The 15508-nt window shown below is 71.5% G+C and carries 15 protein-coding genes; 7 read left to right on the top strand and 8 right to left on the bottom strand.

Going from position 1 to position 15508, the window contains the following annotated elements:
- Window positions 1-128: 128 nt before the first annotated feature.
- Window positions 129-809, bottom strand: a complete 681-nt coding sequence (locus ACQP1P_RS43790) for a M23 family metallopeptidase (RefSeq protein ID WP_433080686.1) — start codon at window positions 807-809, stop codon at window positions 129-131.
- 289 nt (window positions 810-1098) lie between these two features.
- Here ACQP1P_RS43790 and ACQP1P_RS43785 point away from each other — a divergent pair, with 289 nt between their 5' ends.
- The 4 genes from ACQP1P_RS43785 (at window position 1099) to ACQP1P_RS43770 (ending at window position 5393) form a co-directional block, all read left to right on the top strand.
- On the top strand, window positions 1099-1500 hold the full coding sequence (locus tag ACQP1P_RS43785) for a cobalamin B12-binding domain-containing protein (protein ID WP_433080684.1): 402 nt from the start codon (window positions 1099-1101) through the stop codon (window positions 1498-1500).
- 455 nt (window positions 1501-1955) lie between these two features.
- The gene (gene sucC / locus ACQP1P_RS43780; RefSeq protein WP_433080682.1) at window positions 1956-3131 is read left to right on the top strand and encodes an ADP-forming succinate--CoA ligase subunit beta; all 1176 of its coding nucleotides are present in this window, start codon (window positions 1956-1958) and stop codon (window positions 3129-3131) included.
- A 5-nt stretch (window positions 3132-3136) separates the two neighbouring features.
- Window positions 3137-4024: a succinate--CoA ligase subunit alpha gene (gene sucD, locus ACQP1P_RS43775; RefSeq protein WP_433080680.1), complete on the top strand. Its 888-nt coding sequence runs from the start codon at window positions 3137-3139 to the stop codon at window positions 4022-4024.
- A 64-nt stretch (window positions 4025-4088) separates the two neighbouring features.
- Window positions 4089-5393, top strand: coding sequence for a cell division protein PerM (locus ACQP1P_RS43770; RefSeq protein ID WP_433080678.1), 1305 nt, complete (start codon window positions 4089-4091; stop codon window positions 5391-5393).
- A gap of 29 nt (window positions 5394-5422) precedes the next feature.
- On the opposite strand, the gene ACQP1P_RS43765 is transcribed toward ACQP1P_RS43770, so the two are convergent.
- Window positions 5423-6013: a DUF4190 domain-containing protein gene (locus tag ACQP1P_RS43765; protein ID WP_433080676.1), complete on the bottom strand. Its 591-nt coding sequence runs from the start codon at window positions 6011-6013 to the stop codon at window positions 5423-5425.
- Between the two features lie 220 nt (window positions 6014-6233).
- Between ACQP1P_RS43765 and purN the strand changes: the two genes are divergently transcribed.
- Window positions 6234-6845 carry a phosphoribosylglycinamide formyltransferase gene (gene purN, locus ACQP1P_RS43760; RefSeq protein ID WP_433080674.1) on the top strand — a complete coding sequence of 204 codons (612 nt, stop codon included), beginning with the start codon at window positions 6234-6236 and terminating at the stop codon, window positions 6843-6845.
- Complete coding sequence (purH, locus tag ACQP1P_RS43755) at window positions 6838-8370, top strand: bifunctional phosphoribosylaminoimidazolecarboxamide formyltransferase/IMP cyclohydrolase (protein WP_433080672.1); 1533 nt, start codon at window positions 6838-6840, stop codon at window positions 8368-8370. Before purN ends, purH begins: the two co-directional genes overlap by 8 nt.
- A 20-nt stretch (window positions 8371-8390) precedes the next feature.
- Here purH and ACQP1P_RS43750 read toward each other — a convergent pair whose 3' ends face one another.
- Entirely contained in the window at window positions 8391-9308 is a 918-nt protein-coding gene (locus ACQP1P_RS43750; RefSeq protein ID WP_433080670.1) for a hypothetical protein, read from the bottom strand.
- A 31-nt stretch (window positions 9309-9339) separates the two neighbouring features.
- On the opposite strand from ACQP1P_RS43750, the gene ACQP1P_RS43745 reads away from it, so the two are divergent.
- Window positions 9340-10203 (top strand): bifunctional methylenetetrahydrofolate dehydrogenase/methenyltetrahydrofolate cyclohydrolase, encoded by an 864-nt coding sequence (locus tag ACQP1P_RS43745; protein ID WP_433080668.1) that lies wholly within the window; start codon window positions 9340-9342, stop codon window positions 10201-10203.
- A gap of 48 nt (window positions 10204-10251) precedes the next feature.
- On the opposite strand, the gene ACQP1P_RS43740 is transcribed toward ACQP1P_RS43745, so the two are convergent.
- From ACQP1P_RS43740 to ACQP1P_RS43720, 5 genes are all read right to left on the bottom strand, one after another.
- The gene (locus ACQP1P_RS43740) at window positions 10252-11469 is read right to left on the bottom strand and encodes an NADP-dependent isocitrate dehydrogenase (protein WP_433080666.1); all 1218 of its coding nucleotides are present in this window, start codon (window positions 11467-11469) and stop codon (window positions 10252-10254) included.
- Between the two features lie 144 nt (window positions 11470-11613).
- On the bottom strand, window positions 11614-12819 hold the full coding sequence (locus ACQP1P_RS43735; RefSeq protein ID WP_433080664.1) for a CysS/YqeB C-terminal domain-containing protein: 1206 nt from the start codon (window positions 12817-12819) through the stop codon (window positions 11614-11616).
- The gene (locus ACQP1P_RS43730; protein WP_433080662.1) at window positions 12816-13571 is read right to left on the bottom strand and encodes an alpha/beta fold hydrolase; all 756 of its coding nucleotides are present in this window, start codon (window positions 13569-13571) and stop codon (window positions 12816-12818) included. The genes ACQP1P_RS43735 and ACQP1P_RS43730 overlap by 4 nt, the downstream gene beginning before the upstream one ends.
- 11 nt (window positions 13572-13582) lie before the next feature.
- Complete coding sequence (locus tag ACQP1P_RS43725) at window positions 13583-14536, bottom strand: glycosyltransferase (protein WP_433080660.1); 954 nt, start codon at window positions 14534-14536, stop codon at window positions 13583-13585.
- Window positions 14533-15456, bottom strand: coding sequence for a sulfotransferase (locus ACQP1P_RS43720; RefSeq protein WP_433080658.1), 924 nt, complete (start codon window positions 15454-15456; stop codon window positions 14533-14535). Before ACQP1P_RS43720 ends, ACQP1P_RS43725 begins: the two co-directional genes overlap by 4 nt.
- Between the last annotated feature and the right edge of the window lie 52 nt (window positions 15457-15508).

The raw sequence follows: 15508 nt of genomic DNA, 5'->3' as shown, positions 1-15508 counted from the left end.
GACCCTGCGAATTGCGTGCGCGCCCTGGGAACGGCGCGGTGAGCTATGCGGCGACCGCTGAGGGAATGCGGTGCGGAGCGCGTTCGATCGGGGCGGAAACGTGAAAACGGCTGAGAGCCGAAACGGATTTACGAATAGATCGCTTCCGTGTGCCGCTGGATGTCCACGCCGTGTTCGCGCATGAAGGCCAGCGGTTCGACCGGCTTGTCGTTCTCGCGGACCTCGAAGTGCAGGTGCGACCCGAAGGAATGCCCGGTGTTGCCCACCAGCGCGATGCGATCCCCGGCCTTGACCTGCTGGCCCTCCTTGCACAGGAGCTTGGAGGCATGGCCGTACACGGTGACGACGCCGTCGCCGTGGTCGATCATCACGTTGTTGCCGTAGCCGGCATTCCAGCGGCACAGGATGACCTTGCCCGCGGCCACGGCCACGAACGGGGTGCCCTGGGCGGCGCCCAGGTCCACGCCGGGGTGCAGGCGGCCCCAGCGCTCGCCGTAGAACGAGGTCAGCGTGTACTTGCGCACCGGGAGGATCCACACGTCCGGCGCCGGCTGGTTCGCGGTCGTCACCGTGCTGTGGGCGTCGCCGCGGCTCGCGCGGTCGCCCGAACGCGTGGAGATGTCGTCGTAGTTGCCCGTCGACTCCATGGACAGCCCGTCCGTGTGCGAGTCGGGCAGCGTGGTGGCGGTGCCGAGCGCCACGATTCCCGAGGCGACCAGCGCGGTCGTGAACACGGCGAGATAGCGGCTGCGGGGATCCTCGAGACGGCGGCGGCCGCGGTAGTTCGCGCGCGTGTTCCTTGCTGGCAACGCGGGAACCTCCGAGTCGGACACCGTACGAGGAAATCGTGAACATAAATCAAGAATGCTGTTGACCGAACGTCACGGTAGCCACGCCGGAATCGTCCGCACAAGCTGTGCTGCGCGCCGCGCCGAATAAAAGCCCGTCGGGTTAATTGTGCGTAACTGCATTGTCGGGCCGTCGTTGCGCGCGCATCGCGGAATGGGTCGCCCGGCGTGCGGTACCTTCGGCTGAGATCCCGCAACGGTGCGGGCTCGACCCAGTGGCCGCCACGAACGGCCGGGAAGGACCGTGAGGATGAGCGCGCGGACCCGCGTCGTCATCGCCAAGCCTGGCCTCGACGGGCACGACCGAGGCGTCAAGATCGTGGCGCGCGCGCTGCGCGACGCCGGCATGGAAGTCATCTACACCGGGCTGCACCAGACGCCCGAGCAGATCGTGGAGACCGCGATCCAGGAGGACGCCGACGCCGTCGGGCTGTCGGTGCTCTCGGGCGCGCACATGACGCTGTTCCGCCGGGTGATCGAGCTGCTCGCCGAGCGGGGCGCCGCCGACGTCACCGTGTTCGGCGGCGGGATCATCCCGGACGAGGACCTGCCCGAACTCCAGCGGCTCGGCGTGGCCGCCATCTTTACCCCTGGCGCGACGACCCAGTCCATCGTGGAATGGGCGCAGGGGAATCTGGTCGCCGACGAATAATCAGCTTCCGCGGGAATCGTCTCAGCTTGAGGGGGTGTGGGTGGAGCGAAGCTCCCCCACGAAATGGAGGTCTCAGCTTGAGGGGGTGTGGGTGGAGCGAAGCTCCCCCACGAAATGCAAACAGGGGGAGGGGCCGGACGCACCCCTCACACGTCCGGCCCCTCTATCGCACGATGCCCCGCCGCCACCCCTCGACCGACAGGGCATCGGCCGTTTTGGTGCCGGCCGCGCCCCCGGGTTTTCCCGTGGGCGGGCCGACACTGCTCTCAACGACGCTCCGCCGGAGCGGTTACGCGGTCGCGCGCGTGTCCCCCGGAAGTGCAAAGTCACAGAGAGTGGAATGGGGCACATCGGGAACCCGCGCGAAGCCGGACGGCCCGCGCCTGGTTAGGCTGCGATCGTTGAGCCGTCCTCGCGATGGGGCAGGCGGCACGGTTGACGGAACGGGACCAACTGTGGACCTGTACGAGTACCAGGGGCGCGCCCTCTTCGCCAAGCACGGGCTGCCCGTGCTGGGCGGCGGTGTCGCCGAGACCCCTGAAGAGGCCCGGGCGATCGCCGAACAACTCGGTGGCCGGGTCGTCATCAAAGCCCAGGTGAAGGTCGGCGGCCGCGGCAAGGCGGGCGGCGTCAAGCTCGCGGAGGGCGCCGACGAGGCGACCACGCACGCGACCAACATCCTCGGCATGGACATCAAGGGCCACACGGTCCACAAGGTGATGGTCACCACCACGGCCGACATCGCCGAGGAGTACTACTTCTCCTACCTGCTCGACCGGGCGAACCGCACCTTCCTGTGCATCGCCAGCGTCGCGGGTGGCATGGAGATCGAGACCGTCGCGCACGACGCCCCGGAGAAGGTGGCCAAGGTCGCCATCGACGCCGTCAAGGGTGTCGACGAGGCCCTGGCCCGCCAGATCGTCGAGCAGGCCAAGTTCCCGGCCGACGTCGCCGACCAGGTCGTGTCGATCGCCGTCAAGCTGTGGCAGGCGTTCGTCGCCGAGGACGCCACGCTCGTCGAGGTCAACCCGCTGGCCAAGACCACCGACGGCACCGTGCTCTGCCTGGACGCGAAGGTCACGCTGGACGCCAACGCCGACTTCCGTCAGCCGGACCACGAAGAGCTCGAGGACAAGGCCGCGGCCGACCCGCTGGAGCAGGCGGCCAAGGAGAAGAACCTCAACTACGTGAAGCTCGACGGCAACGTCGGCATCATCGGCAACGGCGCGGGCCTGGTCATGTCGACCCTCGACGTCGTGGCCTACGCGGGCGAGGGCCTCGGCAGCAAGCCGGCCAACTTCCTCGACATCGGCGGCGGCGCCAGCGCGCAGGTCATGGCCAACGGCCTCGAGATCGTGCTGGGCGACCCCGACGTCAAGAGCGTCTTCGTCAACGTCTTCGGCGGCATCACCGCCTGTGACGCGGTCGCCAACGGCATCGTGCAGGCGCTGCAGCTGCTCGCCGACCGCGGCGAGGCGGTCAATAAGCCGCTCGTGGTCCGCCTCGACGGCAACAACGCCGAAGAGGGCCGCCGGATCCTCGACGAGGCCGCCAACCCGCTGATCGAGCGGGTGGACACGATGGACGGCGCCGCCCGCCGGGCCGCCGAGCTCGCAGCGAGTGGGGTGTAACGACCATGGCGGTTTGGCTGACCGAGTCCAGCAAGGTCATCGTCCAGGGCATGACCGGCGCCGAGGGCTCCAAGCACACCCGGCGCATGCTCGCCGCGGGCACCGACGTGGTCGGCGGCGTGAACCCGCGCAAGGCGGGCCAGCAGGTCGACTTCGACGGCACGAAGCTGCCGGTGTTCGCCAGCGTCCGTGAGGCGATGGAGCAGACCGGCGCGGACACCACCGTCATCTTCGTCCCGCCGGCCGGCACCAAGTCGGCCGCGGTCGAGGCGATCGACGCGGAGATCCCGCTCGCGGTGGTCATCACCGAGGGCGTGCCGGTGCACGACACGGCCTCCTTCTGGGCGCACGCCCAAGGGACCGGCAACAAGACCCGGATCATCGGCCCGAACTGCCCCGGCATCGCCAGCCCGGGCAAGTCCAACGCCGGCATCATCCCGGCCGACATCACCGGCCCGGGCAAGATCGGCCTGGTGAGCAAGTCGGGCACGCTGACCTACCAGATGATGTACGAGCTGCGCGACATCGGCTTCTCGACGTGCATCGGCATCGGCGGCGACCCGGTCATCGGCACCACGCACATCGACGCGCTGGCCGCCTTCGAGGCGGACCCGGAGACCGCGGCGATCGTCATGATCGGCGAGATCGGCGGTGACGCCGAGGAGCGGGCCGCGGACTTCATCAAGGCCAACGTGCGCAAGCCGGTCGTCGGCTACATCGCGGGCTTCACGGCCCCGCCCGGCAAGACCATGGGCCACGCGGGCGCGATCATCTCGGGCTCGGCGGGCACCGCCGACGCCAAGAAGCTCGCGCTCGAGGCGGCCGGCGTCGCCGTCGGCAAGACCCCCACGGAGACGGCGAACCTCATGCGGGACATCGTCACCGCCCTGTAACGACATAGGTCCGGACGGCCGGGGTTCGTGACCGGCCGTCCGGTCTTTGGCAGAGTAAAAGGCGATGCCGACCACCACCCCTGAAGACCCGGAAGAGGGGGCGCAGACCCGGCTCGCCGACCGCGAGACCGTCCGGCTGCCGATCCAGCGGCGCGCGGTGCGAGGCAAGGACCCCGCCAAGCGCCCGGCCCGGCGTGCCCCGCTGGCCCTGGCCGCGGTGGTCAACTCCCTCTGGGCGGCCCTGGTCTCGCTGCTGCCGACCCTGCTGGTGGTCTGGCTGCTCTTCGCCCTCGACAGCTCCGGCGCCCCGCTCGGGCAGGTGCTGCGCCTCGGGCTGGCCGGTTGGGTGCTGGCCCATTGGGTACCGCTGCACACCGGCATCGGCCCGATCAGCCTCGCCCCGCTCGGGCTCACCGCGATCGCCGCGTGGCGGGTCTACCGCGCGGGCGTGCACACGGCTCGTGCGATCGGGGCGCGCGCCCACCACAAGGGCACACCGTGGTCCCCATGGCCGGCGACGCGTGCCGGGGTCGGGATCATGGTGGTGTACGGCCTGCTGGGCGCCCTCGCCGCCACGATCGCCGGGCACAAGGGCATCACCGTGTCCCCGGTCCGCGCCGCGCTCACGTTCGCCGGCTTCGGCCTGGTCGCGGGCTCCCTCGGGGCGTTCGCCGAGGCCCGCGGCATCGCCCGGCTCGCCGCCCGCACGCCGCGGGTGCTGCGCGACGCGACCCGCACCGGGGCCGTCGCCGCCCTGCTGGTGCTCGGGGCCGGCGCGGCGACCACCGGCATGGCGGTCGCGTTCAGCGGCGGCGACGCGAGCCAGATCATCGACGACTACCACACGGGCATCGCCGGGCAGGTCGGGCTCGTGGTGCTGTGCGGGTTCTTCGCCCCGGACGTGGCGGCGTGGGCCGCGAGCTACCTCGTCGGGCCCGGCTTCACCATCGGCTCGGAGACGTTCATCAGTGCGGCGCACGTGATGGTGGGGCCTCTGCCCGCCGTACCGCTGCTGGCCGGTCTCCCCTCGACGCCGGCGACGGGCTACGCCCCGCTGCTGCTCGGGCTGCCCCTGCTCGCGGCCCTGATCGCGGGCTGGCTGCTGGCCCGCCGGTCGCTGCGGCTCGATCCCGGGCGCTCGTGGTACGCGCTGCTCGGCGCCGCCCTGCTCGCCGGGCCCGTGGCCGGGTTCCTGCTCGGGCTGGTGAGCGTGGCGGCCAGCGGCTCGCTGGGCTCCGGCGGCCTGGCCGACGTCGGCCCCCACTCGGGCGCGGTCGGCTTCGTCGCGATGTTCATGGTCGCGATCGGCGCGCTGCTGTCGACGGCCGCGACCAAGATCGCCCTGAACGCCAAACGGGCGCGCGAGTAGCTCGCGCGCCCGGTCAGGTGTCTCGCGATTTACGGGTAGGACGTGGGCGTGAAGCTCAGGTTGAGCGCGAACGCCAGAATGATGAAGACGACCCACAGGCCGATCGCGCCGGCGCCGCAGAAGAGGCCGGCCTTGGCCTGGCCGGCGTTGGTGGCGAGGCCCTGCTTGACCTTGTTCTGGCCGAGGTAGCTCACGATCACGGCCGCGATGCCCAGCGGCAGGCCGATCGAGCAGCAGAACACCAGCGGGATGGCCGCGATGCCCAGGATCATGCCGACGAGGCCGAGCGTGTTCTGCGGCTGGCCGCCCGCGGGCTGACCGTACGGCGCCTGGTAGCCGGCGGCCGGGTAGGCGCCACCGGAGGTCGGGTACGCACCGCCCGAGGTCGGGTACGGCTGGCCGGAGACCGGCGGCTGCTGCGCGTACGGGTCCTGGTACGCCGGCTGCTGCGGCTGGGCGTAGGGGTCCTGGTAGGCGGGCTGCTGCGGCTGCGCGTACGGGTCCTGGTAACCGGGCTGCTGCCCGTACTGGGGCTGCTGGCCGTACTGCGGCTGCTGGCCGTAGGGATCCTGGTTGGGCTGCTGCCCGTACGGATCCTGGCCCGGTGGTGGGTAGCCCATGACTTCTGGCTCCTAAGGCTGGGGACTATTGCTGTGTGGTGGTCCGCACCAGGGTAGTCCCGGGGGGATACGGAACCACGGCAGCCTACTTGGACCGATCAACTCTTCGCAGTGTTAAACGATGGAGTATCGGTAACACGCTAAAGTTTCGCGTAGTTTGTCCGCAAATGGTGGGCGACCCGGCGCTGAGCAGGGCCGACCCGGCCGATAGAGTTTCGCAGTGACCGTTCGGCTTCTCGTGCTCGTGTCCGGTTCCGGGTCAAACCTGCAGGCCCTGCTCGACGCGGCCGACGACCCCGCCTATGGCGCCGAGGTCGTCGCGGTCGGCGCGGACCGCCCCGGCATCGAAGGGCTGGCGCGTGCGGAGCGTCACGGCGTGCCAACGTTCGTGGCGTCGGTCAAGAGCTTCGCGACCCGCGACGAGTGGGACGCCGCGCTGCTGGCCGAGTGTTCGCGCTTCCAGCCGGATCTCGTGATCTCCGCCGGGTTCATGAAACTCGTCGGGCCGCGGTTTCTCGGCGAGTACGAGGGCAGGTATGTCAACACGCACAACGCCCTGCTTCCGGCGTTCCCCGGGACGCACGGGCCCCGCGACGCCCTCGCCTACGGCGTGAAGCTCGCCGGGGCCACGCTGCACTTCGTCGACAGCGGCGTCGACACCGGGGCGATCATCGCGCAGGTCGCGGTGCCGGTTCTCGACGACGACACCGAGGACACGCTGCTGGAGCGGATCAAAGTGGCCGAGCGCCGCCAGCTGGTCGACACGGTCGGGCGGATGGTGCGCGAAGGCTGGACCGTCAACGAACGAAAGGTCAGGCTGGGCCGTGGCTAACCGCCGTCCCATCAGGCGCGCGCTCATCAGCGTCTACGACAAGACCGGTCTCGAGGAGCTCGCGCGCGCCCTCGCCGGCGCCGGTGTCGAGCTCGTCTCCACCGGTTCGACCGCGGGCCGCATCGAGGCCCTCGGGCTGCCGGTCACCCGGGTCGAGCAGCTGACGGGCTTCCCGGAGACGCTGGACGGGCGGGTCAAGACGCTGCACCCGAAGGTGCACGCCGGGCTGCTGGCCGACCTGCGCCTGGAGGCCCACGCCGCCCAGCTCGGCGAGCTCGGCATCGAGCCGTTCGAGCTGCTGGTCTCCAACCTCTACCCGTTCACCGACACGGTGGCCTCCGGCGCGTCGGACGACGAATGCGTCGAGCAGATCGACATCGGCGGGCCGGCCATGGTCCGGGCCGCGGCCAAGAACTTCCCGAGCGTCGCGGTGGTCACGTCGCCCGCTTCCTATGACGCGGTACTGCAGGCCGTCGCCGACGGCGGCTTCACGCTGGACGAGCGCCGCGCCCTCGCCGGGCAGGCCTTCGCGCACATCGCCGAGTACGACGTCGCCGTGGCCGCCTGGTTCGCCCGCGACGACCAGCGCTTCGCCGGCACGGCCCTGCGCCACGCGGCGACCCTGCGCTACGGCGAGAACCCGCACCAGGCCGCCGCGCTCTACACCGATCCCGCCGCCGCCCCGGGCCTGGCCCAGGCCGAGCAGCTGGGCGGCAAGGAGATGTCCTACAACAACTACGTCGACGCCGACGCCGCCTGGCGCGCCGCGCACGACTTCACCGACCCCTGCGTCGCGATCATCAAGCACGCCAACCCGTGCGGCATCGCGGTCGGCGCCGACGTGGCCGAGGCGCACCGCAAGGCCCACGCCTGCGACCCGGTCAGCGCCTACGGCGGCGTGATCGCCGTCAACGCCCCGGTCTCCGTCGACCTGGCCAAGCAGATCAGCGAGATCTTCACCGAGGTCGTGGTGGCGCCCGCCTACGAAGAGGGCGCCGTGGAGCTGCTGACCGCCAAGAAGAACCTGCGCGTCCTGCGCGCGCCGGCCTGGACGCCGGCCCCGGCCGAGCAGCGCCAGATCTCCGGCGGCGTGCTCGTGCAGGCGGCCGACCGCATCGACGCCGACGGCGACGCCCCGGCGAACTGGACCCTCGTCACCGGCTCGGCCGCCGACGAGGAGACGCTGGCGGACCTGGCGTTCGCCTGGCGGGCGGTGCGCGCGGTCAAGTCGAACGCGATCCTGCTCGCCTCCGGCGGCGCGACCGTCGGGGTCGGCATGGGGCAGGTCAACCGGGTCGACTCGGTGCGCCTGGCCATCAGCCGGGCCGGCGAGCGGGTCACCGGCTCGGTCTGCGCCTCCGACGCGTTCTTCCCGTTCCCCGACGGCCCCGAGGCGCTCATCGCGGCCGGCGTGAAGGCGATCGTCCAGCCCGGCGGCTCGATCCGCGACGAGCAGGTCATCGCGGCCGCGAACGCCGCCGGCGTGACCATGTACTTCACCGGCACCCGCCACTTCTTCCACTGACGAAGGCGGCCCGCCCCCGGCTACGGCAGCGTGACGGGGGCGGGCACCTTGGCCCCGAAGTAGGTCGCGACCGCGTCGCTGACCGCGTGGGCGCCCTTCTCCAGGGTGCCGCCCGGCTTCTGCCCGTACATCGCGGCCACGACATAGCGCTCACCGTCGCCCGCGAACCCGACGGTGTGCGTCACCCAGACGTTCTTGCCGTCGACCGGCTTCTCCGCCCAGCCGTCCTTGTTGCCGGGCCGCAGCGCCGAGCCCGCCCCCCACACGCCCCAGTGCTGGTTGGCCGCGACCTTCCGCAGCGTCGTCACCAGATACGTCCGGCTCGTCGCGTCGAGCTTCTCCAGCACGTACGTCATCAGGCTCTGCAGATCCTCGGCGCTGCACTCCAGATTGCGCCAGAAGGTGTCGTACCCGTCGATGACGGCGAGGTCGCCCATGCCGAACCTCGCCTTGAACCGCTCCAGCATGCCGGGCCCGTCGAACTTGTTCCACAGCGCCGTGGCGGCTTCGTTGTCGGAGTTGATCAGGGCCTTGTCGAGGTTCGCCCGGTCGGCCGCGGCGAGCGTGATCGCCTTGGCCTGCTGACGTTCGAGCAGGTCGGTGGCGATCGCGAGCTTGATGGTCGACGCGGTCCAGGTCGTCGCCTTCGTGTCCCCGGCCCGCCAGACCTGCCCGGTCTGCCGGTCCCGCACGACGATGCCGAAGGTGCCCGGCTGCTTGCGCACGAACGCGAGCGCCTTCGCGGCCTGGTCCGCGGTGCTCCCGGGCGCGGCCGAGGCGCCCTTGCCGGCCAGCTCGGCCGAGCCGTCCTCGACCTGGCGGCCCTGGCTCTGCCCGCCCGACGGCTGGCCCGCCATCGGCCGCGGCTCCGCGTCGTCGCCACATGCCGTCAGGACGAACAAGGTGAGGAGGGCGACAACCCCGCGCCGAAGCAGCACGCCCTGCACTCTAATGGCAGTATCGAGTTCCGTGACGGCAACGATTCTCGACGGTAAGGCGACCGCGACCGCCATCAAGGACGAGCTGCGCGCGCGAGTGGCGGCGCTCACGGCCCGGGGCATCACGCCCGGCCTGGGCACCGTGCTCGTGGGCGACGACCCGGGCTCACACGCGTACGTGGCGGGCAAGCACCGCGACTGCGCCGAGGTCGGCATCGCCTCGATCCGCCGCGACCTGCCCGCGACCGCGACCCAGGACGAGGTCGAGGCGGCGGTGCGGGAGCTGAACGAGGATCCGGCGTGCACGGGGTACATCGTGCAGCTGCCCCTGCCGGCCGGCCTCGACGAGCAGCGCCTCCTGGAGCTCATCGACCCCGCCAAGGACGCCGACGGGCTGCACCCGACCAACCTGGGCCGGCTCGTGCTGAACATCCCGGCCCCGCTGCCGTGCACGCCCAACGGCATCGTGCAGCTGCTGCGGCGCTACGACGTGCCGATCAACGGCGCCGAGATCACCGCCATCGGCCGGGGCACCACCGCGGGGCGCCCGCTCGGGCTGATCTTCACCCGCAAGACGGAGAACGCCACCGTGACCCTGTGCCACACCGGCACCCGCGACCTGGCCGCCCACACCCGCAACGCCGACATCGTGATCGTCGCGGCGGGCTCGGCCGGGCTGCTCACCCGGGACATGGTCAAGCCGGGCGCGGCGGTGCTCGACGTGGGCGTGACCCGCGTCGTGGACGAGTCCGGCAAGGCGCGGCTGGTCGGCGACGTGGCCCCCGAGGTGGCCGAGGTGGCCGGGTTCCTGGCCCCGATGCCGGGCGGCGTCGGCCCGATGACCCGCGCGATGCTGCTGGCCAACGTCGTGGAGCTGGCCGAGCGCCAGGCCTGACGCGAAAGGCCCCGCCACCCGTCGGGCGGCGGGGCCTTTGGCGCGAAACTAGGCGCTCAGGCGCTTCGCGAGGTTCTGGTCCAGCGCGTTCATGAACTCGTCCGTGGTCAGCCACGGCGCGTCGCGCGAGATCAGCAGGGCCAGGTCCTTGGTCATCTGGCCGCCCTCGACGGTGTCGATGCAGACCTGCTCCAGGGTGTTGGCGAAGTTGGTCACCTCGGGCGTGCCGTCGACCTTGCCGCGGTGGGCCAGGCCGCGCGTCCAGGCGAAGATGGACGCGATCGGGTTCGTCGAGGTCTTCTCGCCCTTCTGCCACTGCCGGTAGTGCCGGGTGACGGTGCCGTGGGCGGCCTCGGCCTCGACGGTCTTGCCGTCCGGGGTCATCAGCACGCTGGTCATGAGGCCGAGCGAGCCGAAGCCCTGCGCGACGGTGTCGGACTGCACGTCGCCGTCGTAGTTCTTGGCGGCCCACACGAAGCCGCCCTCCCACTTCAGCGCCGCGGCGACCATGTCGTCGATGAGCCGGTGCTCGTAGGTGATGCCGGCCTGCGCGAACTCGTCCTTGAACTCGGTCTCGAAGATCTCCGCGAACAGGTCCTTGAAGCGGCCGTCGTAGGCCTTGAGGATCGTGTTCTTCGTCGACAGGTAGACCGGGTAGCCGCGGTCGAGGCCGTAGCGCAGCGACGCGCGGGCGAAGTCGCGGATCGAGTCGTCGTAGTTGTACATCCCCATCGCGACGCCGCCGCCGGGGAAGTTGGCGACCTCGAACTCCATCGGGGCGCCGCCGTCGGCCGGCGTGTAGGTGACCGTGACCTTGCCCGGGCCGGGCACCACGAAGTCGGTCGCCTTGTACTGGTCGCCGTGGGCGTGGCGGCCGATGATGATCGGCTTGGTCCAGCCGGGGACGAGCCGCGGCACGTTCGACATGATGATCGGCTCGCGGAAGACCACGCCGCCGAGAATGTTGCGGATGGTGCCGTTCGGGGAGCGCCACATCTTCTTGAGCGAGAACTCCTCGACCCGCGCCTCGTCCGGCGTGATCGTGGCGCACTTCACGCCGACGCCGTGCTGCTTGATGGCGTTCGCGGCGTCGACCGTGACCTGGTCGTCGGTCTGGTCGCGGTACTCGATCGACAGGTCGTAGTACTTCAGATCGACGTCGAGGTAGGGCAGGATCAGCTGCTCACGGATCTGCTTCCAGATGATCCGGGTCATCTCGTCGCCGTCGAGCTCGACGACAGGGTTGTTTACCTTGATCTTCGCCATCGGCCGGGCGCTCCTCTCGCGCAGTCCACGCTTAGCAGTACGAGCGTACTGCATGGCTGGGGCGGGCTCGAAGTCGGGCCCTGAGCTGGCAGGATAACGCTATATCGCGAAATGTCCGATAAGTCGAGGCACGGAGTGCCCGACTTATCGTGCGGACCACGCCGGGCCGCTCGGAGTGTCCCGAATCGTCACGCCCGCGCCGGCCAGGACGTCGCGGAGGGAGTCGCTCAGGGCCCAGTTCTTCGCCTCGCGCGCCTCCGTGCGCAGCGCGACCAGGGCCGTGACCAAGGGGCCGAAGCGGTCCGGGCCCGCGAACGAGCCGAGCCGCACCAGCATCCCGCGCAGGGCCGCCCGGGCCTGCTCGCGCTCGTCCGACACGTCCGTGTCCGCGATCCAGTCCTGCAGCGCCTGCTCCAGCTCCAGGGCCGCGGCCACGCAGCCGTCCGGGTCGCGCGCCGCCAGGCACGCGTCGAACCTGGCCGTCGCCGTCTGCGTCGAGGCGGCCAGCGAGGTGAGCGGCGGCTGCTCCCGCACGGCGGCGGGTGCCTCGGGCGTGACGTCCGCCTCGGGCAGACCGGTGAAGACCGGGAAGGGCAGCGTCGTGCCGGCCGGCCAGCGCTGCGAGCGGCCGCCCCGGCGCAGGGTCAGCCCGCCGTTGCCGACCACCGTGACCGTGCGCGCGCCGAGGTCGAACAGCCCCGCGGTGTGCTCGTCGACGCCGATGATGAACGCCTCGGGCGGCAGCAGCGCCTCCAGCCGGGCCAGCCGCCGCTCGCCCAAGTAGCAGAAGCGGGTGTCGTGGTGCCCGCCCTCGGCGTTGTCGTAGTGCGGGACCAGCACCGCGGGCAGCCCGGTCACCTGGCGGAACAGGTCCAGCCCGGGCACCCAGTGCGGGTCGGCGCCGGCCTTGTAGATCTCGTACACCGGGATCGTGTGCGACCCGAGGGTGAGCGCCGCGGCCGAGGCGAAGCAGACCACGCCGTCGGCCGCGAGGACCTCGGCCAGTACACCCGGCAATGGCGTCTCCGACCACTGCCGCAGCGCATAGGTGGGGCTGCCCGGCCCCGCGAAGAGCCAGCCGGCCTCGCGCAGGCCGCTCAGCGCCCGTTCGAGCGGCAGGCCGGCCGCGGGCGTGCTGCGCCAGCTGACGACCGAGAGCGCGCGGCCCGTGCTGTCCGCGAAGTACTTGACGGCCTTCGCCGAGATGTCGTCGGCGTTCTCCTGGAAGCCGTACGGCGTGTCGAGCAGCACCGCCGGCCGGTCCCCGCAGCGCCGGAAGATCTCCCGGTGCGGCTTGACCATCGTGGGCGCGGTCTCGCCCGAGCCCATGATCACCAGCAGCCCGCTCATGCGAGGCTCAGCAGGTCGGCCGCGACGGACGCGGGGTGCTGGGCGTGCACGTCGTGGTCCGCGCCCGGATACAGCCGCAGCCTCACGTCGGCGAGACCGTCCAGGTCGGGCGGGTGCGAGCCGGCCGAGATCGCGAGCACGGGGACGGCGATGCGCGGGAAGTACGGCTGCGGCGGATCGTCCCACATGCTCCGCACGATCCGCATGTGCTCGGGCACGGGCAGCCGCCGGCTCAGCGAGTCGTCCGGGTGCACGTTCAGGTTGCTCACCGTCGCCTCGACCGCCCACGGCTCCCAGTCCGGGTGCGCGGCCCGCAGCCGCGCCCGCAGCCGGGTCGCGGTCAGGCCGCTCACGTCCGGCGGCCGCAGCCGCTCCTCGCACGCCGCCCAGCTCGGGAACTGCGCCGGGAGGTTGATCCACCCGCCGTCGACGAGGGCCAGGGCGCGCACGCGCTCGGGGTGACGGGCCGCCAGCCGTACCACCACGTTGCCGCCCCACGACTGCCCCGCCACGATCGCCGGCGGCAGGCCCAGCTCCGCGAGATCGTCGGCGGCGGTCGCGGTGTCGTACCCGCCGGCCGGCCTCGGCGACTCCCCGTGCGAGCGCAGGTCGGCGGCGTAGACGGGGTGCCCCGCCGCCACCAGGTGCCCGGCCACCCCGTCCCACAGCCGGGCGTTGGACGACAGCCCGTGCACCAGCAGGAACGGCGCTCCCTCGAGACCTTCCCCGTGCACGCGAACGTGAAGCCTCATGGGTACGGAGCCTAGATGCCGCGGCCCCTCCGGTGCAGGGCCCCGAGCACGCTCTCGACCTTGACCACGCCGGTCACGGCCGCGAGGGCGATCGCGGCGCGCGGCTCCCGCCAGTTCGAGCGCATCGCCGCCTTCGTCCAGCGCCACGCGTCCCGGCGGTTGCCGGTCGCCGCGGACCAGCAGGCGAGCTGCCCGTACACGCGGCCCGCCCCGGTCGTCGACGCCGCGATCTCGGGGTGGCGGCTCATCATCCAGCGCAGCGAGGCCATCTTCGTGCCGTACTCGTAGGCGAACAGCGACGAGCGCCCCCACAGCACCCGCACCAGCGGGTCGTCGACGTGCACGATCTCGCTGCGCTTGACCGCCCGCAGCAGCAGGTCCCAGTCCTCGTTCTGGCTGCCGGGCGCGTCCTCGGCGACCAGCCCCATCTCGTCGGCGGCGAACGCGGCGCGCCGCACCAGGAACGTCGAGGAGTGCAGCATCGACATCCGCGAGCGGACCAGGTCGTCCAGCCCGACCAGCGAGGCGCCCGCCAGCCGCGGCGTGAGCCGGTCGCCGAACTCCACCTCGATCGCCGACGTGCAGAACTCGGCCTGCGGCCGCTGCTGCAGCGCGTGCACCTGGCGGCGCAGCTTCGTCGGCAGCCACACGTCGTCGTCGTCGCAGAACGCCACCAGGTCGGTGTCGAGCGCCACGATGCCCGTGTTGCGCGCGCCGGCCAGGCCGGGCTTGCGCAGGTTGGGCAGCACGTCGAGCGGGCGCTCGCCCCCGCGGCACAGGCTCGCGTCCGGGTCGTGCTGGTCGAAGATCACGATGGTGCGCACCGGGCCCGGGTAGTCCTGGGCGACGATCCCGGCCACGGCGCGGCGCAGCAGCTCGGGCCGGTTGCGGGTGGGAACGATGACGCCGACGCTCGGCCAATGCCCGGCCGCGTTCGTTGGACCAGTGTGGCCGGTCGTGTTCATCGGGCGCCCCGGTAGCCGTACGCGCCGAGCAACGGCGCGGTCAACGCGCTCACGACCCGCCGCTGCCGGCCGGGCAGGGCCGTGCGCCAGGCGTCGTCGCGGCGCAGCGGCACCGGCCCGACGGTGAAGCGCATCGGGTTGCCGGCGGCGCTGTGGCAGGCGCCGAGGGTGGCGGTGTTGCCGGCCAGGAACGGCAGGTCGCCCGGCTTTATCTCGATAAATCTCGACAAATCGCGCAGGATGTCCTCGGGGCGGTCGAGCAGTTCCTCGTACCGCACCCGCTGCACCGGCACCCCACAGCGGTGCAGCGCCGAGAACGCCACGTTGTGCGCGTTCCACAGCAGGGCGGAGCGGCCGGGGGAGTACCGCGTCATCTCCTCGGCATTGTCGGTCTCCGGTCGCGAGACCTTCTTCGTCCAGGAGTAGGCGACCCCTCGGCTGTCGCGGACCATGTGCACGACGCGCAGGTCGATGCTCGGCGCGAACCGCAGGCAGTAGGCCAGCGCGGCGTGCTTGGAGGAGTCGACGAGCACATCGGCCCCGGAGACGATCGCGGCGGCCTCGTAGAGGCGGGCGTACCAGTCGGCGTACTCCTCGACGAGCAGCCGGTGCGCCGGACTCATCCGCACGCTGGCGAGCCGCGGGATGTGCCGCGTGCGCTCGACGGCATGGCGCAGCGCGAGCACCCGCCACACGTCGACGTGCTGCCACCCGCCGAACGCCTTCTCCCCGACCGCCTGCCAGAACCCGCACTCCGAGAAGTGGTCGCCGCACGCGCAGCGCTCGTCGCCGGCGATGTCGCGCTCCCAGAGGTGCACGACCTCCCCGAGCGGTACCACGCCGGGAAGTTCCCCCAGCAGGCGTTCGAGCAGCGTGGTGCCGCTGCGCCCAAGCCCTCCGAGGAACAGAACGCGTACCAAAGCGTCCTCCTTGGTCGTTTTGGTAGATATGCCAGTTTCGCTGGCATCTGGT

It is taken from the genome of Dactylosporangium sp. CA-052675 (assembly GCF_050947935.1).
Lineage (GTDB): Bacteria > Actinomycetota > Actinomycetes > Mycobacteriales > Micromonosporaceae > Dactylosporangium.
Note: the sequence above shows the minus strand (reverse complement) of the source record. Positions and strands in the feature narration are given on the sequence as shown.